The organism is Rhizobium sp. SSA_523 (genome assembly GCF_030435705.1).
GTDB lineage: Bacteria > Pseudomonadota > Alphaproteobacteria > Rhizobiales > Rhizobiaceae > Neorhizobium.
This window is the reverse complement of record NZ_CP129382.1, coordinates 728,063-744,184: the sequence shown is the minus strand read 5'-3', so window position 1 is coordinate 744,184 and position 16,122 is coordinate 728,063. Positions and strand designations below refer to the sequence as shown.

The following is a 16,122-nucleotide window of genomic DNA, read 5'->3' as shown; positions in this document are numbered from 1 at the left end:
ACGGCCCGGCCCACGCCTCAGCCTTCTCCGCCAGGCCGCCGGCTGCAGGATGGCCCATGCCTGCCGCTCAGAGCGTCGCCAGCACGATGGATGCACCCAAGCACAAGGGCCAGGAGGCCAAAGCGAGCGCCACGCCCCAGTGCCGCTCGATATAGCCCTCCAGCATCTGATCCCGGGCCTCATGGGGAAAGGCGGTCACACCGCGCGTCAGAAGAGCCGAGCGGTGATCGGCCGGTTCAACCGCGGGGATCGGCAAAGCTGCAGCCGCTCTCCGGCGAAATGGAATGATCGTCGACACTTGGCGCCTCCCTCGCTTCGTGAAGATGAAGCGAGTGTAGACGCAAATCTGCCTCGGCACCAGAGCCGCCTGCAGCGCTGCCCGCGGCCTGTTGAAGTGCTGCCGACGGCGTCCCACGCTCAGCCTCGCAATGAGGGCGTCAGAGAGCCTTTGGCCGCTCGATTCGGATGACCTGCGGCTCGCCGGCGAGATAGGTTTCCGCCTTCATTCCTTCGACGGCGCGTCGAACCGCGACTTCCATCGTCGCATGCGTCACCAGAATGATTGTCTTGGCTTCGGTGTCGGTGCCTTTGGCGCGCTGAACGATGGATTCGAGCGAGATGCCGTTCTGCGCCATATGGGTCGCCACATTGGCGAAGACGCCTGCGCGGTCGAGCACCGTGAGGCGAATGAAATAGCCCCCTTCATGGCTCTGGATCTGCGCCTTGCGATAGGGCGACAGGCTGAGAGCGGGCGTGCCCAGGACCGGCACACGCTGCGTACCGGGACGGCTCTTGGCGATATCGGCAATATCGCCGAGAACGGCCGAAGCCGTCGCATTGCCGCCGGCGCCCGGGCCTACCATCAGAAGCTCACCCAGAATATCGGCCTCGATGGCCACCGCATTGGTCACGCCATCCACCTGAGCGATCACCGAATCATGCGGCACCATGGTCGGATGGACGCGTTGCTCGATGCCGCTTTCGGTGCGCTGTGCCACGCCCAGAAGCTTGATGCGGTAGCCCAGATCGGCCGCGGCATGGATATCGTCGATCGAAATATTGGAAATGCCTTCGAGATAGATCTCGTCGGCGGCAATCTCGGTTCCGAAAGCAAGCGTGGTGAGAATGGCAAGCTTGTGCGCGGTGTCATTGCCCTCGATGTCGAAGGTCGGATCGGCTTCGGCATAACCCAGGCGCTGCGCCTCCTTCAGGCATGCCTCGAAGGTCAGCCCCTCCTTCTCCATCCGGGTCAGGATGTAGTTGCAGGTGCCGTTCATGATTCCGTAGATGCGGCTGACGGCGTTGCCGGTCAGCGATTCGCGCAGCGCCTTGATCACCGGAATGCCTCCGGCAACGGCGGCTTCGAAGTTCAAGAGCACGCCCTTTTCTTCGGCCATGCGCGCCAGTTCGACGCCGCAGCGGGCAAGCAGGGCCTTGTTGGCCGTCACCACATGCAGACCGCGCGACAGCGCCGCCCGCACCGAACGATCGGCCGAGCCCTCGGCGCCGCCCATCAGTTCCACGAAGACGTCGATATCGGCGCTCTGGGCCATCTCCTCAGGCGTATCGAACCAGGTGACGGCGGTGAGATCGATCCCGCGATCCTTGGTCCTGTCCCGCGCACTCACAGCCGAAATCTCGATGGCACGCCCGCATGTCACGGCCAGTTCATTCGCCCGGCTTGTCAGAATGCGTGCGAGCGAAGCGCCAACGGTGCCCAGACCCGCAATACCGATTTTGAGGGCGTCTGCCATACTATCATTCCTGTCGATAAAGATCGGGCGGCAGAACGCCGCCCTTTGCGCCATGAAAAAATCAGCGATGTGCGTTCAATGAAATCACATTGTGCAGCGTATCGTCGGCCGTTCCGAGAAAACGTTTGATGTTGCGGGCTGCCTGCCGAATGCGGTGCTCGTTCTCCACCAGCGCGATACGGACGAAATCGTCGCCATGCTCGCCGAAGCCGATGCCAGGCGCCACCGCCACATCCGCCTTTTCGATGAGGAGCTTGGAGAATTCCAGCGATCCGAGGGGCCGGAATTTCTCCGGCACCGGCACCCAGGCGAACATGGACGCCGCCGGAGGGGGAATCTCCCATCCGGCACGCCCGAAGCTTTCCACCATGACATCGCGCCGGCGCTTGTAGGTCTGGCGGACCTCTTCGATATGCTGGTCGATATCCGGATCGTTCAGCGCCGCGGTCGCAGCCACCTGGATCGGGGTGAAGGCGCCGTAATCCAGATAGGATTTGACCCTCGTCAGCGCCGAAATGAGCCGTTCATTGCCGACAGCAAAGCCCATGCGCCAGCCGGCCATGGAGAAGGTCTTCGACATGGAGGTGAATTCGACGGCAATATCCGAGGCGCCGGGAACCTGCAGGATGGACGGTGTCGGCTTGCCGTCGAAATAGATCTCCGAATAAGCGAGGTCCGAGAGCACGAAGATCTCGTGCTTTTTGGCAAAGGCCACGACATCCTTGTAGAAATCGAGCTCCACGACGGTCGCCGTCGGATTGGAGGGATAGCACAGGATCATGGCGATCGGCTTGGGGATCGAATGGGCGACCGCGCGTTCGAGCGCGCGGAAGAATTCCTCGTTCGGCTCCACCGGGATCGAGCGGATGACGCCGCCCACCATCAGGAACCCGAAGGCATGGATCGGATAGGACGGGTTGGGGCAGAGCACGACGTCGCCCGGCGCGGTGATCGCCTGGGCCATGTTCGCAAAGCCCTCTTTCGAGCCCAGCGTGGCAACGACCTGCGTATCGGGATTGAGCTTGACGCCGAACCGGCGGGCATAATAGGCCGCCTGCGCCCGACGGAGGCCGGGAATGCCCTTGGACGACGAATAGCCATGCGTATCGGGGCGCTGCACGGTCTCGATCAGCTTGTCGACGACGAGCTTGTTGGTCGGGAGATCGGGATTGCCCATGCCGAGGTCGATAATGTCCGCGCCCGCCGCTCGCGCGCTGGCCTTCAAACGGTTGACCTGTTCAAAGACGTAGGGCGGCAGTCTGCGGACTTTATGAAACTCTTCCATCGCGAACCTCTTGCGACATTGGGGCTAAAGCGAAGCCATGCGACGACTTCGCCCATCGTTGCTTTGCGTCCAAACCCCCGGGAAGGCAAGGCCTAATTGGTGATCTGCCGTTCGGCCTCGCCGGCATGGTCGCTGGCAAGGCGGCGCAGCGCGGCAATCCGGCGCTGATACTCGGCTTCCGAGATGGATCCGTTGGCCCGCGCCGCCGCCAGCGCGGAAAGCTGCGATTCCTTGCGCGTATATTCCTCGTCGCCGATCTGCGTATTGGCTGCCGTCAAGGGCCGGCCGAAGGTCGGGTAGGTTCCGGTATCCAGGCGCGTGAGCGCCACCGGCCGTGCGACCGTTCGCGGACCGACCACCACGGCAGGCGGTGCAGTATTGGGGATGCCGTCATCCAATGCGAAATTCGTGCAGCCGGACAGAAAAAGCGGCATGCCCGTCACGCAGATGAGGACCGGCAGACCCACACACCGTCGCGCCCGTTTTACCATTTCGCAATCCTACCCTTTACTATGGAATAAGCCGCCCGGCAGCCTTGATCGCTGGAACTTGTATTCGTTTTCAGGCACAATGTAAAAACCAAAACAAGCATTAACCGGTTCTTCCGGGCTTACAGGGAGCGCAACATACATGGACGACAAAGGCCAGTCGAGCCATGCAGGCGAAGACTTCAAGGGTTTCGATCCGGCTGCGTTCGAAGCCTATGTCGTCAAGGATCCCCAGTCGCTTGCCATGAATATTGCCCGGGCGGCGGAAAACCTCGGAAAGGCCGCCACCGAATGGCTTGGGCCCCGCGAACGCGGCGAGATCGTCGATGCGATCGACCCGATGACCGACATGGTCAAGACGCTGTCGCGGGTGATCGAGTACTGGATGTCCGAGCCGCAGCGCACGCTGGAGGCGCAGAGCCTGCTGATGGCCTCCTATATGGGCATATGGATGTCCACCCTGCAGCGCCTGTCCGGCACCGGCGGCGAGAGCGAGCCGGAGGATCTGCCGAAGGATAAAAGGTTCTCCGACGACGACTGGCGGCGAAACCCTTTCTTCGCTTTGCTGCGGCAGGTCTATCTCGTGACCTCGACCTGGGCGGAGAAGCTCGTCGAGAAATCCGAGGGTCTTGACGAGCACACCCGGGCCAAGGCGACCTTTTACGTCAAGCAGCTGACCTCGGCTCTTTCGCCGGCCAATTTCGCTCTCACCAATCCGGAAGTCTACCGTCAGACGGTCGCCAGCAATGGCAGCAATCTCGTCGAAGGCATGCGCATCCTTGCCGAGGATATTTCCGCTGGACGGGGCGAATGGCGTCTTCGCCAGACGGATACGACGAAATTCCAGCTGGGCGTCAATGTGGCGGTCACGCCCGGCAAGGTGATTGCCCGCAGCTCGGTCTGCGAGGTCATCCAGTATGCGCCCTCCACACCGAAAGTCTTCAGGCGGCCGCTGGTCATCGTGCCGCCCTGGATCAACAAATATTACATCCTCGATCTCGGGCCGCAGAAGAGCTTCATCAAATGGTGCGTCGACCAGGGTCACACGGTTTTCGTGATCTCCTGGGTCAATCCCGATGAGCAGCATGCGCTGGCATCCTGGGAGGATTACATCCGCGACGGCGTGGATTTCGCGCTCGATGCGGTGGAGCAGGCCACCGGCGAGACCGAGGTCAACGCGATCGGCTACTGCGTCGGCGGTACGCTTCTGTCTGCCGCCCTCGCCTATCATGCCAAGCGCGGCGACGAGCGCGTGAAATCCGTCACTTTCTTCACGACGCAGGTCGATTTCATGCATGCCGGCGAGTTGAAGGTCTTTGTCGACGAGGAGCAGATCGACGCCCTGGAGCGGCAGATGAACATGACCGGCTACCTTGCCGGATCGAAGATGGCGAGCGCCTTCAACATGCTGCGGGCCTCCGAACTGATCTGGCCCTATGTCGTCAGCAATTATCTGAAGGGTCAGGAGCCGACGGCCTTCGATCTCCTCTACTGGAACTCCGATTCGACGCGCATGACCGCGGCGAACCACGCCTTCTACCTGCGCAACTGCTATCTGGAGAACCGCCTGAGCGCCAGCGAGATGGTGCTCTTCGACCAGGTCCTGTCGCTCAAGGATATCACCGTTCCCGTCTACAGCCTGGCGACCAAGGAAGACCATATCGCGCCGGCGCGGTCGGTCTTTCGCGGCTGCCAGTTCTATGGCGGCGAGGTAACCTTCGTGCTGAGCGGATCCGGCCATATTGCCGGCGTCGTCAATCCGCCGGACAGGCGCAAATACCAGTACTGGACCAATGGGCCGGTCAAGGGCGAGCTTGCCGACTGGCTGGCCGAAGCGACCGAACATCCCGGATCCTGGTGGCCGCACTGGCAGGCCTGGATGGAGGCCCGCAATGACGAGAGGGTCGATGCGCGGGAACCGGGCGGCCGAGCTTTGCAGCCGCTCTGCGATGCGCCCGGGACCTATGTCATGGTCCGCAGCTGATCCAAGTCCTTCTGATCCAAGTCCTTCTGATCCGGTTCGATCCGCCGCTTCCCCTTACTGATGCCGTGCGGCGACCGTGTGGGCATCCCGGCTGACGCGGCCTTGCCTACCGTCTGCGCGTCGCGACCCTGCATCAATCAGCGCGGCGAGGGCGGCAGAGTGCCAGGTGGGTGCCAGGGATTTTGGCCGAGATCGCGATAGACGAAAGCGGAGCCGCCGATTAAAACGGGCAGCGGAAAGATGAAAGCAGGCATTCATGGTTACCTATATCGAAGCCGCGAGCGCACCGAAGAAGAACACCGGCGCCATTCGGCTCTATGACACACAGACAGATTTTGCGGGCATGCGCGCAGCATGCCAGCTCACGGCGCGTTGCCTCGATGCGCTGGCCGAGATCGTCAAGCCGGGCGTCACCACGCAGGAGATCGACCGATTCGTCTTCGAATTCGGCATGGATCACGGCGCCCTTCCCGCGACCCTGAACTATCGCGGCTATAAATACTCCGTCTGCACCTCGATCAATCACGTCGTCTGCCACGGGATGCCGGATGACAAGCCGTTGCGCGAGGGCGATATCGTCAATATCGACGTAACCTATATCCTTGATGGCTGGCATGGCGATTCCAGCCGCATGTATCCCGTTGGCCAGATCAAGCGGGCGGCCGAGCGGCTGATGGAAGTGACTTATGAATGCCTGATGCGCGGCATTGCCGCCGTCAAGCCGGGCGCGCGGACAGGCGCGATCGGACAGGCGATCCAGACCTATGCGGAAGCGGAACGCTGCTCCGTGGTGCGCGATTTCTGCGGCCATGGGGTCGGCAGGCTGTTCCACGACAGCCCCAATATCCTGCATTACGGCCGGGCGGATGAAGGTCCCGAGCTGCGCGAGGGCATGATCTTCACCATCGAGCCGATGATCAATCTCGGCAAGCCGCACGTCAAGGTGCTCTCCGACGGCTGGACTGCCGTGACACGCGACCGGTCGCTTTCGGCGCAATACGAACATGCAGTCGGCGTGACCGCCAATGGCTGCGAGGTCTTCACCCTTTCGCCGGGCGGTCTCGACCGGCCCGGCCTTCCTCCACTCCAGGGCTGATCATGTCGCCAGCGCGTCCTCCGACCGAGACGGAAAAGGTTCAGGACGAATCGGATGAACCGATGGAGGCGCTGGACGACGAGCGGGGATTTTTTGCCGAGCAGGCGGCGAAGACCGGCGGGCGCAAGAAGCCCGCTCTGCCGGTCAAGCCGGATGTGGCCGTCGCGCATTATCACGGCCACCGGGAGCGGCTGCGGGATCGCTACCGCGAGCATGGCGACACGGCGCTGGCCGATTACGAGGTGCTGGAACTCCTGTTGTTCCGGCTGATCCCGCGGCGCGACACCAAGCCTATCGCCAAGGCGCTGATCGAGCGGTTCGGCAATCTGGCCGGCGTGTTCGGCGCGCCGCTCTCGCTCCTGCAGGAGGTCAGCGGCGTCGGCGAAGCGGTGGCGCTCGACATCAAGCTGATTGCCAGTGTCGGTCACCGGGTGCTGAAAAGCGAGTTGCGCGGTAAGCAGCTTCTCTCCTCCTGGGCCGCGGTGATCGATTACTGTCATGCTGCGATGGCCTATGAGGCACGCGAGCAGTTCCGCATCCTTTTTCTCGACAAGCGCAACGCCCTGATCGCCGACGAGGTCCAGGGCCGCGGGACGGTGGATCACACGCCGGTCTATCCCCGCGAAGTGGTGCGACGCGCCCTCGAACTTTCCGCGACAGCCATTATATTGGTGCATAACCACCCCAGTGGCGATCCGACCCCATCGCGCGCCGATATCGACATGACGAAGACGATCATCGACACGGCCAAGCCGCTCGGCATCACCGTCCACGACCACATCATCATTGGAAGGGACGGCCATGCAAGCCTGAAGGGGCTGCGGCTGATTTGATCGGTCCGCCGGCGGGGTCCTGTCGATTTGCGGGATTTTTATCTCTTTTGCGGGAACGACCTGCCGCGACAGGAAATTGGTCAGAAATCCCGGTTATCATTGACCATCAGCGACTGCTGCAGTGCAATAGAGTGGTCCATCCCAAGACGAGGCACATTCATGTATCATTACGATCTAATCGTCATCGGCAGCGGGCCGGCAGGACGACGGGCCGCCATCCAGGCAGCCAAGCTGGAAAAGAAGGTGCTGGTCGTCGAGCAGGGGCGGCGCGTCGGCGGCGTCTCCGTGCATACCGGCACCATTCCATCCAAGACACTGCGCGAGACCGCTCTCAACCTGACGGGCTGGCGCGAGCGCGGCTTTTACGGCCGCTCCTACCGCGTCAAACAGGATATCAGCGCCGATGACCTGCGCCGGCGCCTGCTGATCACGCTCGACCATGAGGTCGAGGTTCTGGAGCACCAGTTTGCGCGCAACCGCGTTCAGCAGATGCGCGGGCGGGCGACCTTCGTCGATCCCCACACGATCGAGATCGCCAAGGTCGATGGGGAGGTCCTGCGCGTCACCGCCACATCCGTCCTGCTTGCCGTCGGCACCCGTCCCTATCGGCCGGCCCATATCCCCTTCGACGGCGATGCCGTGCTGGACAGCGACGAATTGCTGGAGATCAAGCAGGTGCCGCGGTCGCTGGTGGTCGTTGGCGCCGGCGTTATCGGTATCGAATATGCCACGATTTTCAGCGCTCTCGATACGCAGGTCACGGTGGTCGAGCCGCGCGATTCGATGCTCGACTTCATCGACAAGGAAATCGTCGAGGATTTCGCCTATCAGCTGCGCGACCGCAATATGAAGCTGATCTTCGGGCAGACCGTCGAGGCCGTGCAGCGGGAACCCGATCACGGCAAGTGCCGCGTGACGCTGAAGAGCGGCCGGACACTGCAGGCCGAGATGGTGCTTTTTGCCGCCGGGCGCGTCGGTGCCACCGACACCTTGAACCTTTCCGCCGCCGGCCTGCAGGCCGATAGCCGCGGGCGCCTGAAAGTCGATCCGGAGACCTTCCAGACCGATGTGCCGCATATCTACGCGGCTGGCGACGTGGTGGGCTTTCCGAGCCTTGCCTCCACTTCAATGGAGCAGGGCCGCATTGCCGCCCGGCATGCCGTGGGTGCGCCGGCCAGCGAGCCGCCGCAATATTTCCCCTATGGCATCTATGCCGTGCCGGAGATCTCCACCTGCGGGCTTTCCGAAGAAGAGGTCATCCAGCGCGGCATCCCCTACGAGACAGGCATCGCGCATTTCCGCGAGACCTCACGTGGCCATATCATGGGCCTCGATACCGGGCTCCTGAAGATGATCTTCTCGCTGAAGACCCGGCGGCTTCTCGGCGTCCATATCGTCGGCGAGGGCGCGACCGAGCTCGTGCATATCGGTCAGGCCGTCCTGAACCTGAAAGGCACGGTCGAATATTTCGTGGAAAATACGTTCAACTATCCGACGCTTGCCGAAGCCTACAAGATCGCCGGCCTGGATGCCTGGAACCGGATGGGAGAAGGACCGAAGGAAGCGCCGGTGGCGACCGCGCAATCGACCGATCCCGCAACCGCCTCCGTATCGCCCATGCCGGTGAGCGAACCCAAGCGCAAGGCCGCCTCGAGCTGAGGCGGCCGGCACCGGCGAGACGATCTTCAGACAAGAAAAAGGCGGCTCGAAAGCCGCCTTTTCTGTGCTTGGGTCGATTGGCCGAAACCGATCAACGCGAATAGAATTCGACGACCAGGTTCGGTTCCATGATGACCGGATAAGGAACGTCGGACAGCGTGGGCACGCGAACGAAGGTTGCGACCATCTTGTTGTGATCGGCGTCGATGTAATCGGGAACGTCACGCTCGGCGAGCTGAACCGCTTCCAGAACGGTGACGAGCTGCTTGGACTTCTGACGCACTTCGATCACGTCGCCAGCTTTGCAGCGGTACGAACCGATATTGACGCGAACGCCGTTGACGGTCACGTGGCCGTGGTTGACGAACTGACGGGCAGCCCAGACAGTCGGCACGAACTTGGCGCGATAGACGATGGCGTCCAGGCGCGACTCGAGCAGGCCGATCAGGTTTTCGCCGGTATCGCCCTTGCGACGGTTGGCCTCGTCATAGATCGCGCGGAACTGCTTCTCGCGGATATCGCCGTAATAGCCCTTCAGCTTCTGCTTGGCGCGCAGCTGAACACCGAAGTCGGACAGCTTGCCCTTGCGGCGCTGGCCGTGCTGGCCGGGGCCGTATTCACGACGGTTGACCGGGGACTTCGGACGGCCCCAGATGTTTTCGCCCATTCGGCGATCGATTTTGTACTTGGACGACGCGCGCTTGCTCATCGTATTTCCCTTCATAGGTTTGCACCGGTCTGTTGCCAGACCGGATCAAGGAAACACGCCCTCCTAAGAGTGGCCGTTGCCGGCCTCTCTGACAGGTTTCTCACGGAGCGTCCGGAGACAACCACGGGACATGTCAAATGAAACACCGGGCGTTACCACCCGGCGTTGGCGCGGTCTTTAGGGGGAAGTCATCGAATTGTCAACAACAGCCGGGTGTTTCCACTATCGCGGGTCACTATCGCGGGCAACTATCGCAGGGCTGGCCGGTCGCACCGCCTTATCCACCGGCGCCATCATTAAATTTTGTTCATGTGGCTCTTGAAAGCGGAAATTCCGCCTCCCACCTCATGACCCAGCACCGGGCCCCTCTGACGTGTATCGCCGGATCGACCGTGATGTCGGTGCTTTTCCCAGTCAACCTGGATCCGGCATCGGAAGACCCCGTCATGGACTTTCTCTTTGTCGATCTGCTCGGCAAGCCACTCTGGATGTGGCTGACCTTCATTGCCGTCGTCCTCTTCCTTCTTGCCCTCGACCTCGGCGTTCTCCACAAGAACAGCCGTGAAATAGGAATCAAGGAAAGTTTTGCGCTTTCCGGCTTCTACATTGCATTGGGCCTCGCCTTCGGCGGCTGGATCTGGTTCCAGAGCGGCGAACAGGCCGGGCTTGAATATCTGACCGGCTTCGTGGTCGAAAAAAGCCTCGCGATGGACAATATCTTCGTCATCGCGATGATCTTCTCCTACTTCTCCATTCCGCGCATCTACCAGCACCGGGTGCTTCTCTGGGGTATCCTGGGCGTGATCGTGCTGCGCGGCATCATGATTGCCGCGGGCGCCGCGATCGTTGAAAACTACAACTGGGTTCTGTATATCTTTGCCGCCTTCCTGATCATCACCGGCATCAAGATGCTGCTGACCGCCGACCAGGAATATGATGTCGCCTCCAATCCGGTCCTGAAATTCCTGCGCCGCAAACTGCCGGTAACGGATGGCCTGCGCGGCGATCATTTCATCGTGCGGGAAACGGACGGGACGACCGGCCGGCTGAAGACCTTCATCACGCCGCTCTTCCTCGCGCTGGTCATGGTGGAACTGGCCGACGTCATCTTCGCCGTCGATTCGATCCCCGCCATCTTCGCCATCACCACCGACCCCTATATCGTCTACACCTCCAACATCTTCGCCATCCTCGGGCTGCGTGCGCTGTATTTCGCCCTCTCGGCGCTCATTCACCGCTTCGCCTACCTGAAATATGCGCTGTCGGTCGTCCTCATCTTCATCGGCTCGAAGATCTTCCTTGCCGATATGCTGGGACTGGCCAAGATCCCGCCTGTGGTCTCGCTGACGGTGACGCTCGGCATTCTTGCCGCCGGCATTCTCGGCTCGCTCTGGGCGACCCGCAACGACCGGCCGCAGGTCGAGAAGCCGGAGGCGAACAAGCTGGAACTGGAAAAACCTGCCGAGTGAGCAGGCCAATCCTTCAATCCGACCGCGCCGGCGCTCGCTCCGGCGCGGTTCCCATCGAACCGCTTCCGTTCTGCGCGCAGCAGGCTAAGATCGCCGCAGCCTTCCAGCAGAATCGGATCCTTGCTCATGTCTCTTCCCGCCGATACCGTTCTCGACCGCTTCCTCCGCTATGTCGTCATCGACACGCAGTCGGATCCCACCTCCTCTGCCCAGCCATCGACGGAAAAGCAGAAGACCCTCGGACGTATCCTGGAGCAGGAGTTGAAGGAGCTCGGCCTGCAGGATGCTCACCTGGACGAGCACGGCAATGTCTATGCTACCATTCCGGCCACGAGTGCCAAACCCGTGCCGGCCATCTGCTTCTGCTCGCATATGGATACGGCGCCGGACTTTTCCGGCACCGGCGTCAAGCCGCAGATCGTGCGCAATTATCAAGGCGGCGATATCCGGCTTATCGGCGACGAAAGCCGGGTGATCCGCGTTGAAGAACATCCCGAACTCAAGAACCAGCTCGGCCACGACATCGTGACGACGGACGGCACGACCCTGCTCGGAGCCGACGACAAGGCGGGCGTGGCGGAGATCATGACGGCGGCGCAGTATCTCGTCAGCCATCCGGACATTGCCCACGGACCGGTGAAGATCCTCTTCACCACGGATGAGGAAATCGGCCGCGGCGCAGACAAGGTCGACCTGAAGAAGCTGGGTGCAGCCTTCGGCTATACGCTTGACGGTTCGACCATCGGCGAAATCGAGAACGAGACCTTCTCCGCCGATGGCGTGACGATCGCCATCAAGGGCGTCGCGATCCATCCCGGCACGGCCAAGGACAAGATGGAGAATGCCATCAAGATCGCCGCCGATATCATTGCGCGCCTGCCGAAGGACAAGGCGCCGGAAACGACGGAGGGGATGCAGGGCTTCATCCATCCGGTCGGCATCAGCGGCGCCATGGAGAGCGCCGAGCTCAACTTCATCATCCGCGATTTCACTGAAGAAGGTCTGATCGAGAAAGAAGAGCTGTTGAAGTCGATCGCCGCGGATGCGCTGAAGGCCTATCCCGGCTCCAGCCACACCTTCACGGTCAAGCAGCAGTATCGCAACATGAAGATCGTGCTCGACCGCCACCCCGAGGTGATGGAAAACCTCATCGAGGCGACGCGGCGCATCGGCCTCGAGCCGAAGATCACCAGCGTTCGCGGTGGCACCGACGGGTCGCGCCTGTCCTTCATGGGCCTGCCCTGCCCCAATATCTTCACCGGCGGCCATGCCTATCACTCACCGCTGGAATGGGTGGGCGTTCAGGACATGGAGACCTCGGTCAAAGCGATCGTCGAACTGGTCAAGGTCTGGGAAGAAAGGGCGGCGTGAGCGGCAGACGCGTCCTTCGCCCTGCTCGGCGCACCTCTTCCTGCGGGGAGATGGTGCCCAAGGGGCGCGGGTGAAAGCCGAAGCCGCAGCCGCAGCCGCAGCCGATTGGCAATCACTCCGCCGCGAACCGATCCAGCCGCACCGGCTCGTCATCGGTTGCATCGGCGGCACCCGGCGCCGTCTGCACGTCAAGATCGGGAAAGGCGACGATGCGCTTGCCGGAAAAATCCAAATGCACGACGATCAGGTTCTGCTCCTCGAAGTAGCCGAGAAGCCGGCGGGCGCGCCGGGTCGAATGCGTGCCATAGGCTTTGGCGATGCGCATGTCCGAAGGGCACGGCTCGCCGGTCAGGGCGGCCTTCGCCATCAGCAGGAACACGCCCTGCAGGTCGTCCGAGACACGGCCGGAAAGATCCAGCGCCGTCTGCCAGCCCGGGGATGCGGCCGTATCCTCGTCCACCCCTGCCCGCGAAATCGCGACGCGCCGGCGAAATTCCGGCATGGACATAGGCTGGCCCGGGATACGGCGCATGCGGGCGCGCACCAGGAAATCCTGATAGAGCACGGCATCGGTGCGATAGGCCGCCTGGGGATCGTCGATGATCTCGGAGAGAACGGCCGAGACGCGCTCCTCCCGCTCCTCCGGCGAAAGCTCCGGCTGCTGGGGACGGCTCGTCTCCTGCGGAGCAACGCTCATGGCAGGCGTCGAGCGCGACAGTTCCGCCAGGATATCGGTCGTCGGGCGCGGTGCCGGCGGGGCGCGGCGCACGATTGGCCGGGTGAACTCCTCCGGATCGGGCGTGAAGATCAGATCCTCGACATCCTGCGGCGCATCCGGCAGCGGCATCAGCTTGGGCGAGGACGAGCGTGCCGAGGTCTCCACATGGCCAATGACGATCGGCAGCGGACGACGCGACAGGGCCGGGCCTAGCGCCACGAAATTGCCGCGCTTCAAATCGCGGAACATTTCCGCCTGGCGGCGGTCCATGCCAAGCAGATCGGCGGCGCGCGCCATGTCGATATCGAGAAAGGTGCGGCCCATCAGGAAGTTGGAGGCTTCCGCCGCGACGTTCTTGGCAAGCTTTGCCAGGCGCTGCGTGGCAATGACGCCCGCCAGCCCGCGCTTTCGCCCGCGGCACATCAGATTGGTCATGGCGCCGAGCGACAATTTGCGGGCCTCTTCCGAAACATCGCCGCCAACAGAGGGTGCAAACATCTGCGCCTCGTCGACCACGACCAGAACCGGGAACCAATATTCGCGATCCGCATCGAACAGGCCGTTCAGGAAGATGCCGGCGGCGCGCATCTGCTCTTCCAGATCCAGCCCCTCCAGCGACAGGACGCAGGACACCCGGTGCTGGCGGATGCGGGTTGCGATCCCGATCAGTTCGGCCTCCGAGCGCTCGCCATCGACGACCACATGGCCGTATTTATCCGCAAGCGTGACGAAATCGCCTTCGGGATCGATGATCACCTGCTGGACCCATTGGGCCGACTGCTCCAGAAGGCGCCGCAGCAAATGCGATTTTCCGGAGCCCGAATTGCCCTGGACCAGGAGACGGGTGGCCAGAAGCTCCTCGATATCGAGCTTGGCCGGCTGCCCGCCGGACACAGTTCCCATATCGATGCCTACCTGCACTGCACTCAACCTCACATGCGACTGGAATGACGAGGGCTGCACGCCTCTCTGCCCCTGCCTTAGCAGATCGTTCGCGATTCTGCCTGCCCCAAAGCAGCGTGATCAACAGGCAATCATCCGGTGGCGCGGCGATAACCGGCGGCCAGCAATCCTGCGCCGATCATCAGCGAGCCGCCGGTGCGATTGACGATGCGGCGAATATCGGGCCGGCCGATCGTCTGCCGCGCCATGGAGGCGAGCAGGCCATAGAGAGCCGCGTTCAGCGTCGCAAGCACCAGAAATGTCGCCTCCATGATGACCATCTGCAGCGGCAGCGGATGCGCAAGATCGAAGAACTGCGGCAGGAAGGCGACGAAGAAGACGATGCTCTTCGGGTTCAGCGCGGTCACCACATAGGTATGCAGGAAAATGCGCGAGGCCGGTTCACGCGTCTGCGCCGTCGCCTCCGATTCGTGTGCCGCGCTGACCGGAGCGCGCCAGAGCTTGACGCCGAGATAGACGAGATAGGCGGCGCCGATCCATTTCAGCACCGTGAACGCAAAGGCCGAGGCCGAAAGCAGCGCGCCGAGCCCGAGCAGGGATGCCGTCATGGCGGTGAAATCGCCAAGCGCGACACCGGCAACCGTTGCCGCCGCGACCTTGCGTCCATGCGACAGCGCGTAGGAGATGACCAGCAGGATGGTCGGACCGGGAATGGCAAGCATCACGGCAGACGCGGCCACAAAGGCCAGCCAGTTTTCAATCGGCATCGGCATCCTCCCTTTCTTGTGAGTACCCCGAGGAAGCCATGGATGAAGCGGCTTGGCAAGGCAAGTTTACGCTGTCGCCAGCCAGCGATAGCGCACATCCGGCTCGCCCTCGTCATTGCCCTGCCCGTCGGTCTCTTCCACGGACACAAAGCCGCGCTTTTCATAGAAGCGGCGCGCCGCTTGATTGGCCTGGAATGTCCAGAGATCGAGGCTCTCCCGCCCCTCTTTCGCGGCTGCCAGCAGAGCCGATCCGATTCCCCGCCCCTGGGCCGTGGGCAAGACATAGAGCTGTTCGATCCAGCCTTTCCGATACGCTACCACGCCGAGCAGATGCCCCTCACCATAGGCGCCGCAGACAGAGCAGTTCATCAGGAGGTGATCTCGCCAGAAGGCGTGATCTTCCTGCGGCGTATGAAGATCGGCAAGCCATGGCAGTCGCTCGTTAAGTGAGGAACGGTGCACACGGGCCGCCTCGGCCGCATCATCCGGACCAAGCTGTCGCAACGTGCAAATGGTCATGGCTTCTGTGACAAAAAAGAGCCAACCCTCCCGCCGCGCTACGACGGGAGGGATGGCGGTCGATCAGGAAGCCTCCCTTAGGGAGGCGCGCGGGTCACAGGCGAAATCCCAGCCAGTAGACCATCGGCTCCTTGATCATCCGATACTCCCGCGACAGCTCGTTGTCGGGCACGCCGATATCGAGCAGCATGCGGTCGGAGAAGTGGCGCAGATCGTTTCGCCGCCGGCGCTCCTTCCAGACCGCGGCGAGAAGCGCCCGCGCCACGCGCCAGAAACCATATTCCCGATGCAGGTCGCCGATTGCTGCAGCAACCCCTAATTGAAATTTGGACATGAGTCTTCCGTCTCGCGGCTTCCCAGCAGCGAGTCCTTTACGGGTGTGGAAAAACGCGCGGAAAGCCATGGCGACGTCACAGGAACGCGCGCGCAGGAGACCTTGCGTCAATCAGTTGAAGTTAAAGCGCCAAGTGGCTGGATTTCAGGCGCAATACGCCTGTCTATGGCCGCGAATGAAGGTGCCGGACAGAACCTGGGCACGAAGGGCCATGTGTCCACCGAGGAGACGCG

Annotated in this window: 15 protein-coding genes; 6 read left to right on the top strand and 9 right to left on the bottom strand. The window is 62.3% G+C overall.

Annotated features, from left to right (window positions below; all coding sequences use genetic code 11):
- Positions 1-67: 67 nt before the first annotated feature.
- From QTJ18_RS11855 to QTJ18_RS11840, 4 genes are all read right to left on the bottom strand, one after another.
- Positions 68-298 carry a hypothetical protein gene (locus QTJ18_RS11855; RefSeq protein ID WP_252754827.1) on the bottom strand — a complete coding sequence of 77 codons (231 nt, stop codon included), beginning with the start codon at positions 296-298 and terminating at the stop codon, positions 68-70.
- Between the two features lie 139 nt (positions 299-437).
- Complete coding sequence (locus QTJ18_RS11850) at positions 438-1,754, bottom strand: homoserine dehydrogenase (RefSeq protein WP_252754826.1); 1,317 nt, start codon at positions 1,752-1,754, stop codon at positions 438-440.
- A 61-nt stretch (positions 1,755-1,815) separates the two neighbouring features.
- On the bottom strand, positions 1,816-3,039 hold the full coding sequence (locus QTJ18_RS11845; RefSeq protein ID WP_252754825.1) for an LL-diaminopimelate aminotransferase: 1,224 nt from the start codon (positions 3,037-3,039) through the stop codon (positions 1,816-1,818).
- A gap of 92 nt (positions 3,040-3,131) precedes the next feature.
- Positions 3,132-3,530, bottom strand: a complete 399-nt coding sequence (locus tag QTJ18_RS11840; protein WP_252754824.1) for an SHOCT domain-containing protein — start codon at positions 3,528-3,530, stop codon at positions 3,132-3,134.
- 139 nt (positions 3,531-3,669) lie between these two features.
- Here QTJ18_RS11840 and QTJ18_RS11835 point away from each other — a divergent pair, with 139 nt between their 5' ends.
- The 4 genes from QTJ18_RS11835 to sthA all read left to right on the top strand — a co-directional run bounded on the left by QTJ18_RS11835 (position 3,670) and on the right by sthA (position 9,099).
- Positions 3,670-5,511, top strand: a complete 1,842-nt coding sequence (locus QTJ18_RS11835; RefSeq protein WP_252754823.1) for a PHA/PHB synthase family protein — start codon at positions 3,670-3,672, stop codon at positions 5,509-5,511.
- A 256-nt stretch (positions 5,512-5,767) separates the two neighbouring features.
- Positions 5,768-6,607, top strand: a complete 840-nt coding sequence (map, locus tag QTJ18_RS11830) for a type I methionyl aminopeptidase (protein ID WP_252754822.1) — start codon at positions 5,768-5,770, stop codon at positions 6,605-6,607.
- 62 nt (positions 6,608-6,669) lie between these two features.
- Positions 6,670-7,440 carry a RadC family protein gene (gene radC / locus QTJ18_RS11825; RefSeq protein WP_489667260.1) on the top strand — a complete coding sequence of 257 codons (771 nt, stop codon included), beginning with the start codon at positions 6,670-6,672 and terminating at the stop codon, positions 7,438-7,440.
- 159 nt (positions 7,441-7,599) lie between these two features.
- On the top strand, positions 7,600-9,099 hold the full coding sequence (gene sthA / locus QTJ18_RS11820) for a Si-specific NAD(P)(+) transhydrogenase (RefSeq protein ID WP_252754820.1): 1,500 nt from the start codon (positions 7,600-7,602) through the stop codon (positions 9,097-9,099).
- A gap of 91 nt (positions 9,100-9,190) precedes the next feature.
- On the opposite strand, the gene rpsD is transcribed toward sthA, so the two are convergent.
- Positions 9,191-9,808: a 30S ribosomal protein S4 gene (gene rpsD / locus QTJ18_RS11815; RefSeq protein WP_165219920.1), complete on the bottom strand. Its 618-nt coding sequence runs from the start codon at positions 9,806-9,808 to the stop codon at positions 9,191-9,193.
- Between the two features lie 446 nt (positions 9,809-10,254).
- Here rpsD and QTJ18_RS11810 point away from each other — a divergent pair, with 446 nt between their 5' ends.
- A complete protein-coding gene (locus QTJ18_RS11810; protein WP_252754819.1) occupies positions 10,255-11,277 on the top strand; it encodes a TerC family protein in 1,023 nt (340 codons plus the stop codon).
- A gap of 126 nt (positions 11,278-11,403) precedes the next feature.
- Positions 11,404-12,648: a peptidase T gene (gene pepT / locus QTJ18_RS11805; RefSeq protein WP_252754818.1), complete on the top strand. Its 1,245-nt coding sequence runs from the start codon at positions 11,404-11,406 to the stop codon at positions 12,646-12,648.
- Positions 12,649-12,760: 112 nt separating this feature from the next.
- On the opposite strand, the gene QTJ18_RS11800 is transcribed toward pepT, so the two are convergent.
- The 4 genes from QTJ18_RS11800 to QTJ18_RS11785 all read right to left on the bottom strand — a co-directional run bounded on the left by QTJ18_RS11800 (position 12,761) and on the right by QTJ18_RS11785 (position 15,889).
- A complete protein-coding gene (locus QTJ18_RS11800) occupies positions 12,761-14,287 on the bottom strand; it encodes a helicase HerA domain-containing protein (RefSeq protein WP_252754817.1) in 1,527 nt (508 codons plus the stop codon).
- Positions 14,288-14,400: 113 nt separating this feature from the next.
- Positions 14,401-15,036 carry a LysE family translocator gene (locus tag QTJ18_RS11795; protein ID WP_252754816.1) on the bottom strand — a complete coding sequence of 212 codons (636 nt, stop codon included), beginning with the start codon at positions 15,034-15,036 and terminating at the stop codon, positions 14,401-14,403.
- A gap of 66 nt (positions 15,037-15,102) precedes the next feature.
- Positions 15,103-15,555, bottom strand: coding sequence for a GNAT family N-acetyltransferase (locus tag QTJ18_RS11790; RefSeq protein ID WP_252754815.1), 453 nt, complete (start codon positions 15,553-15,555; stop codon positions 15,103-15,105).
- A gap of 94 nt (positions 15,556-15,649) precedes the next feature.
- Positions 15,650-15,889 carry a DUF1127 domain-containing protein gene (locus tag QTJ18_RS11785; RefSeq protein WP_252754814.1) on the bottom strand — a complete coding sequence of 80 codons (240 nt, stop codon included), beginning with the start codon at positions 15,887-15,889 and terminating at the stop codon, positions 15,650-15,652.
- Positions 15,890-16,122: the final 233 nt, after the last annotated feature.

What these genes read in the sequence shown, in the direction of transcription:
- QTJ18_RS11850 (WP_252754826.1), bottom strand. Translation starts at nt 1,754, where the DNA reads ATGGCAGACGCCCTCAAAATCGGTATTGCGGGTCTGGGCACCGTTGGC.
- QTJ18_RS11845 (WP_252754825.1), bottom strand. Translation starts at nt 3,039, where the DNA reads ATGGAAGAGTTTCATAAAGTCCGCAGACTGCCGCCCTACGTCTTTGAA.
- QTJ18_RS11840 (WP_252754824.1), bottom strand. Translation starts at nt 3,530, where the DNA reads ATGGTAAAACGGGCGCGACGGTGTGTGGGTCTGCCGGTCCTCATCTGC.
- QTJ18_RS11835 (WP_252754823.1), top strand. Translation starts at nt 3,670, where the DNA reads ATGGACGACAAAGGCCAGTCGAGCCATGCAGGCGAAGACTTCAAGGGT.
- map (WP_252754822.1), top strand. Translation starts at nt 5,768, where the DNA reads ATGGTTACCTATATCGAAGCCGCGAGCGCACCGAAGAAGAACACCGGC.
- radC (WP_489667260.1), top strand. Translation starts at nt 6,670, where the DNA reads ATGGAGGCGCTGGACGACGAGCGGGGATTTTTTGCCGAGCAGGCGGCG.
- sthA (WP_252754820.1), top strand. Translation starts at nt 7,600, where the DNA reads ATGTATCATTACGATCTAATCGTCATCGGCAGCGGGCCGGCAGGACGA.
- rpsD (WP_165219920.1), bottom strand. Translation starts at nt 9,808, where the DNA reads ATGAGCAAGCGCGCGTCGTCCAAGTACAAAATCGATCGCCGAATGGGC.
- QTJ18_RS11810 (WP_252754819.1), top strand. Translation starts at nt 10,255, where the DNA reads ATGGACTTTCTCTTTGTCGATCTGCTCGGCAAGCCACTCTGGATGTGG.
- pepT (WP_252754818.1), top strand. Translation starts at nt 11,404, where the DNA reads ATGTCTCTTCCCGCCGATACCGTTCTCGACCGCTTCCTCCGCTATGTC.
- QTJ18_RS11795 (WP_252754816.1), bottom strand. Translation starts at nt 15,036, where the DNA reads ATGCCGATTGAAAACTGGCTGGCCTTTGTGGCCGCGTCTGCCGTGATG.
- QTJ18_RS11790 (WP_252754815.1), bottom strand. Translation starts at nt 15,555, where the DNA reads ATGACCATTTGCACGTTGCGACAGCTTGGTCCGGATGATGCGGCCGAG.
- QTJ18_RS11785 (WP_252754814.1), bottom strand. Translation starts at nt 15,889, where the DNA reads ATGTCCAAATTTCAATTAGGGGTTGCTGCAGCAATCGGCGACCTGCAT.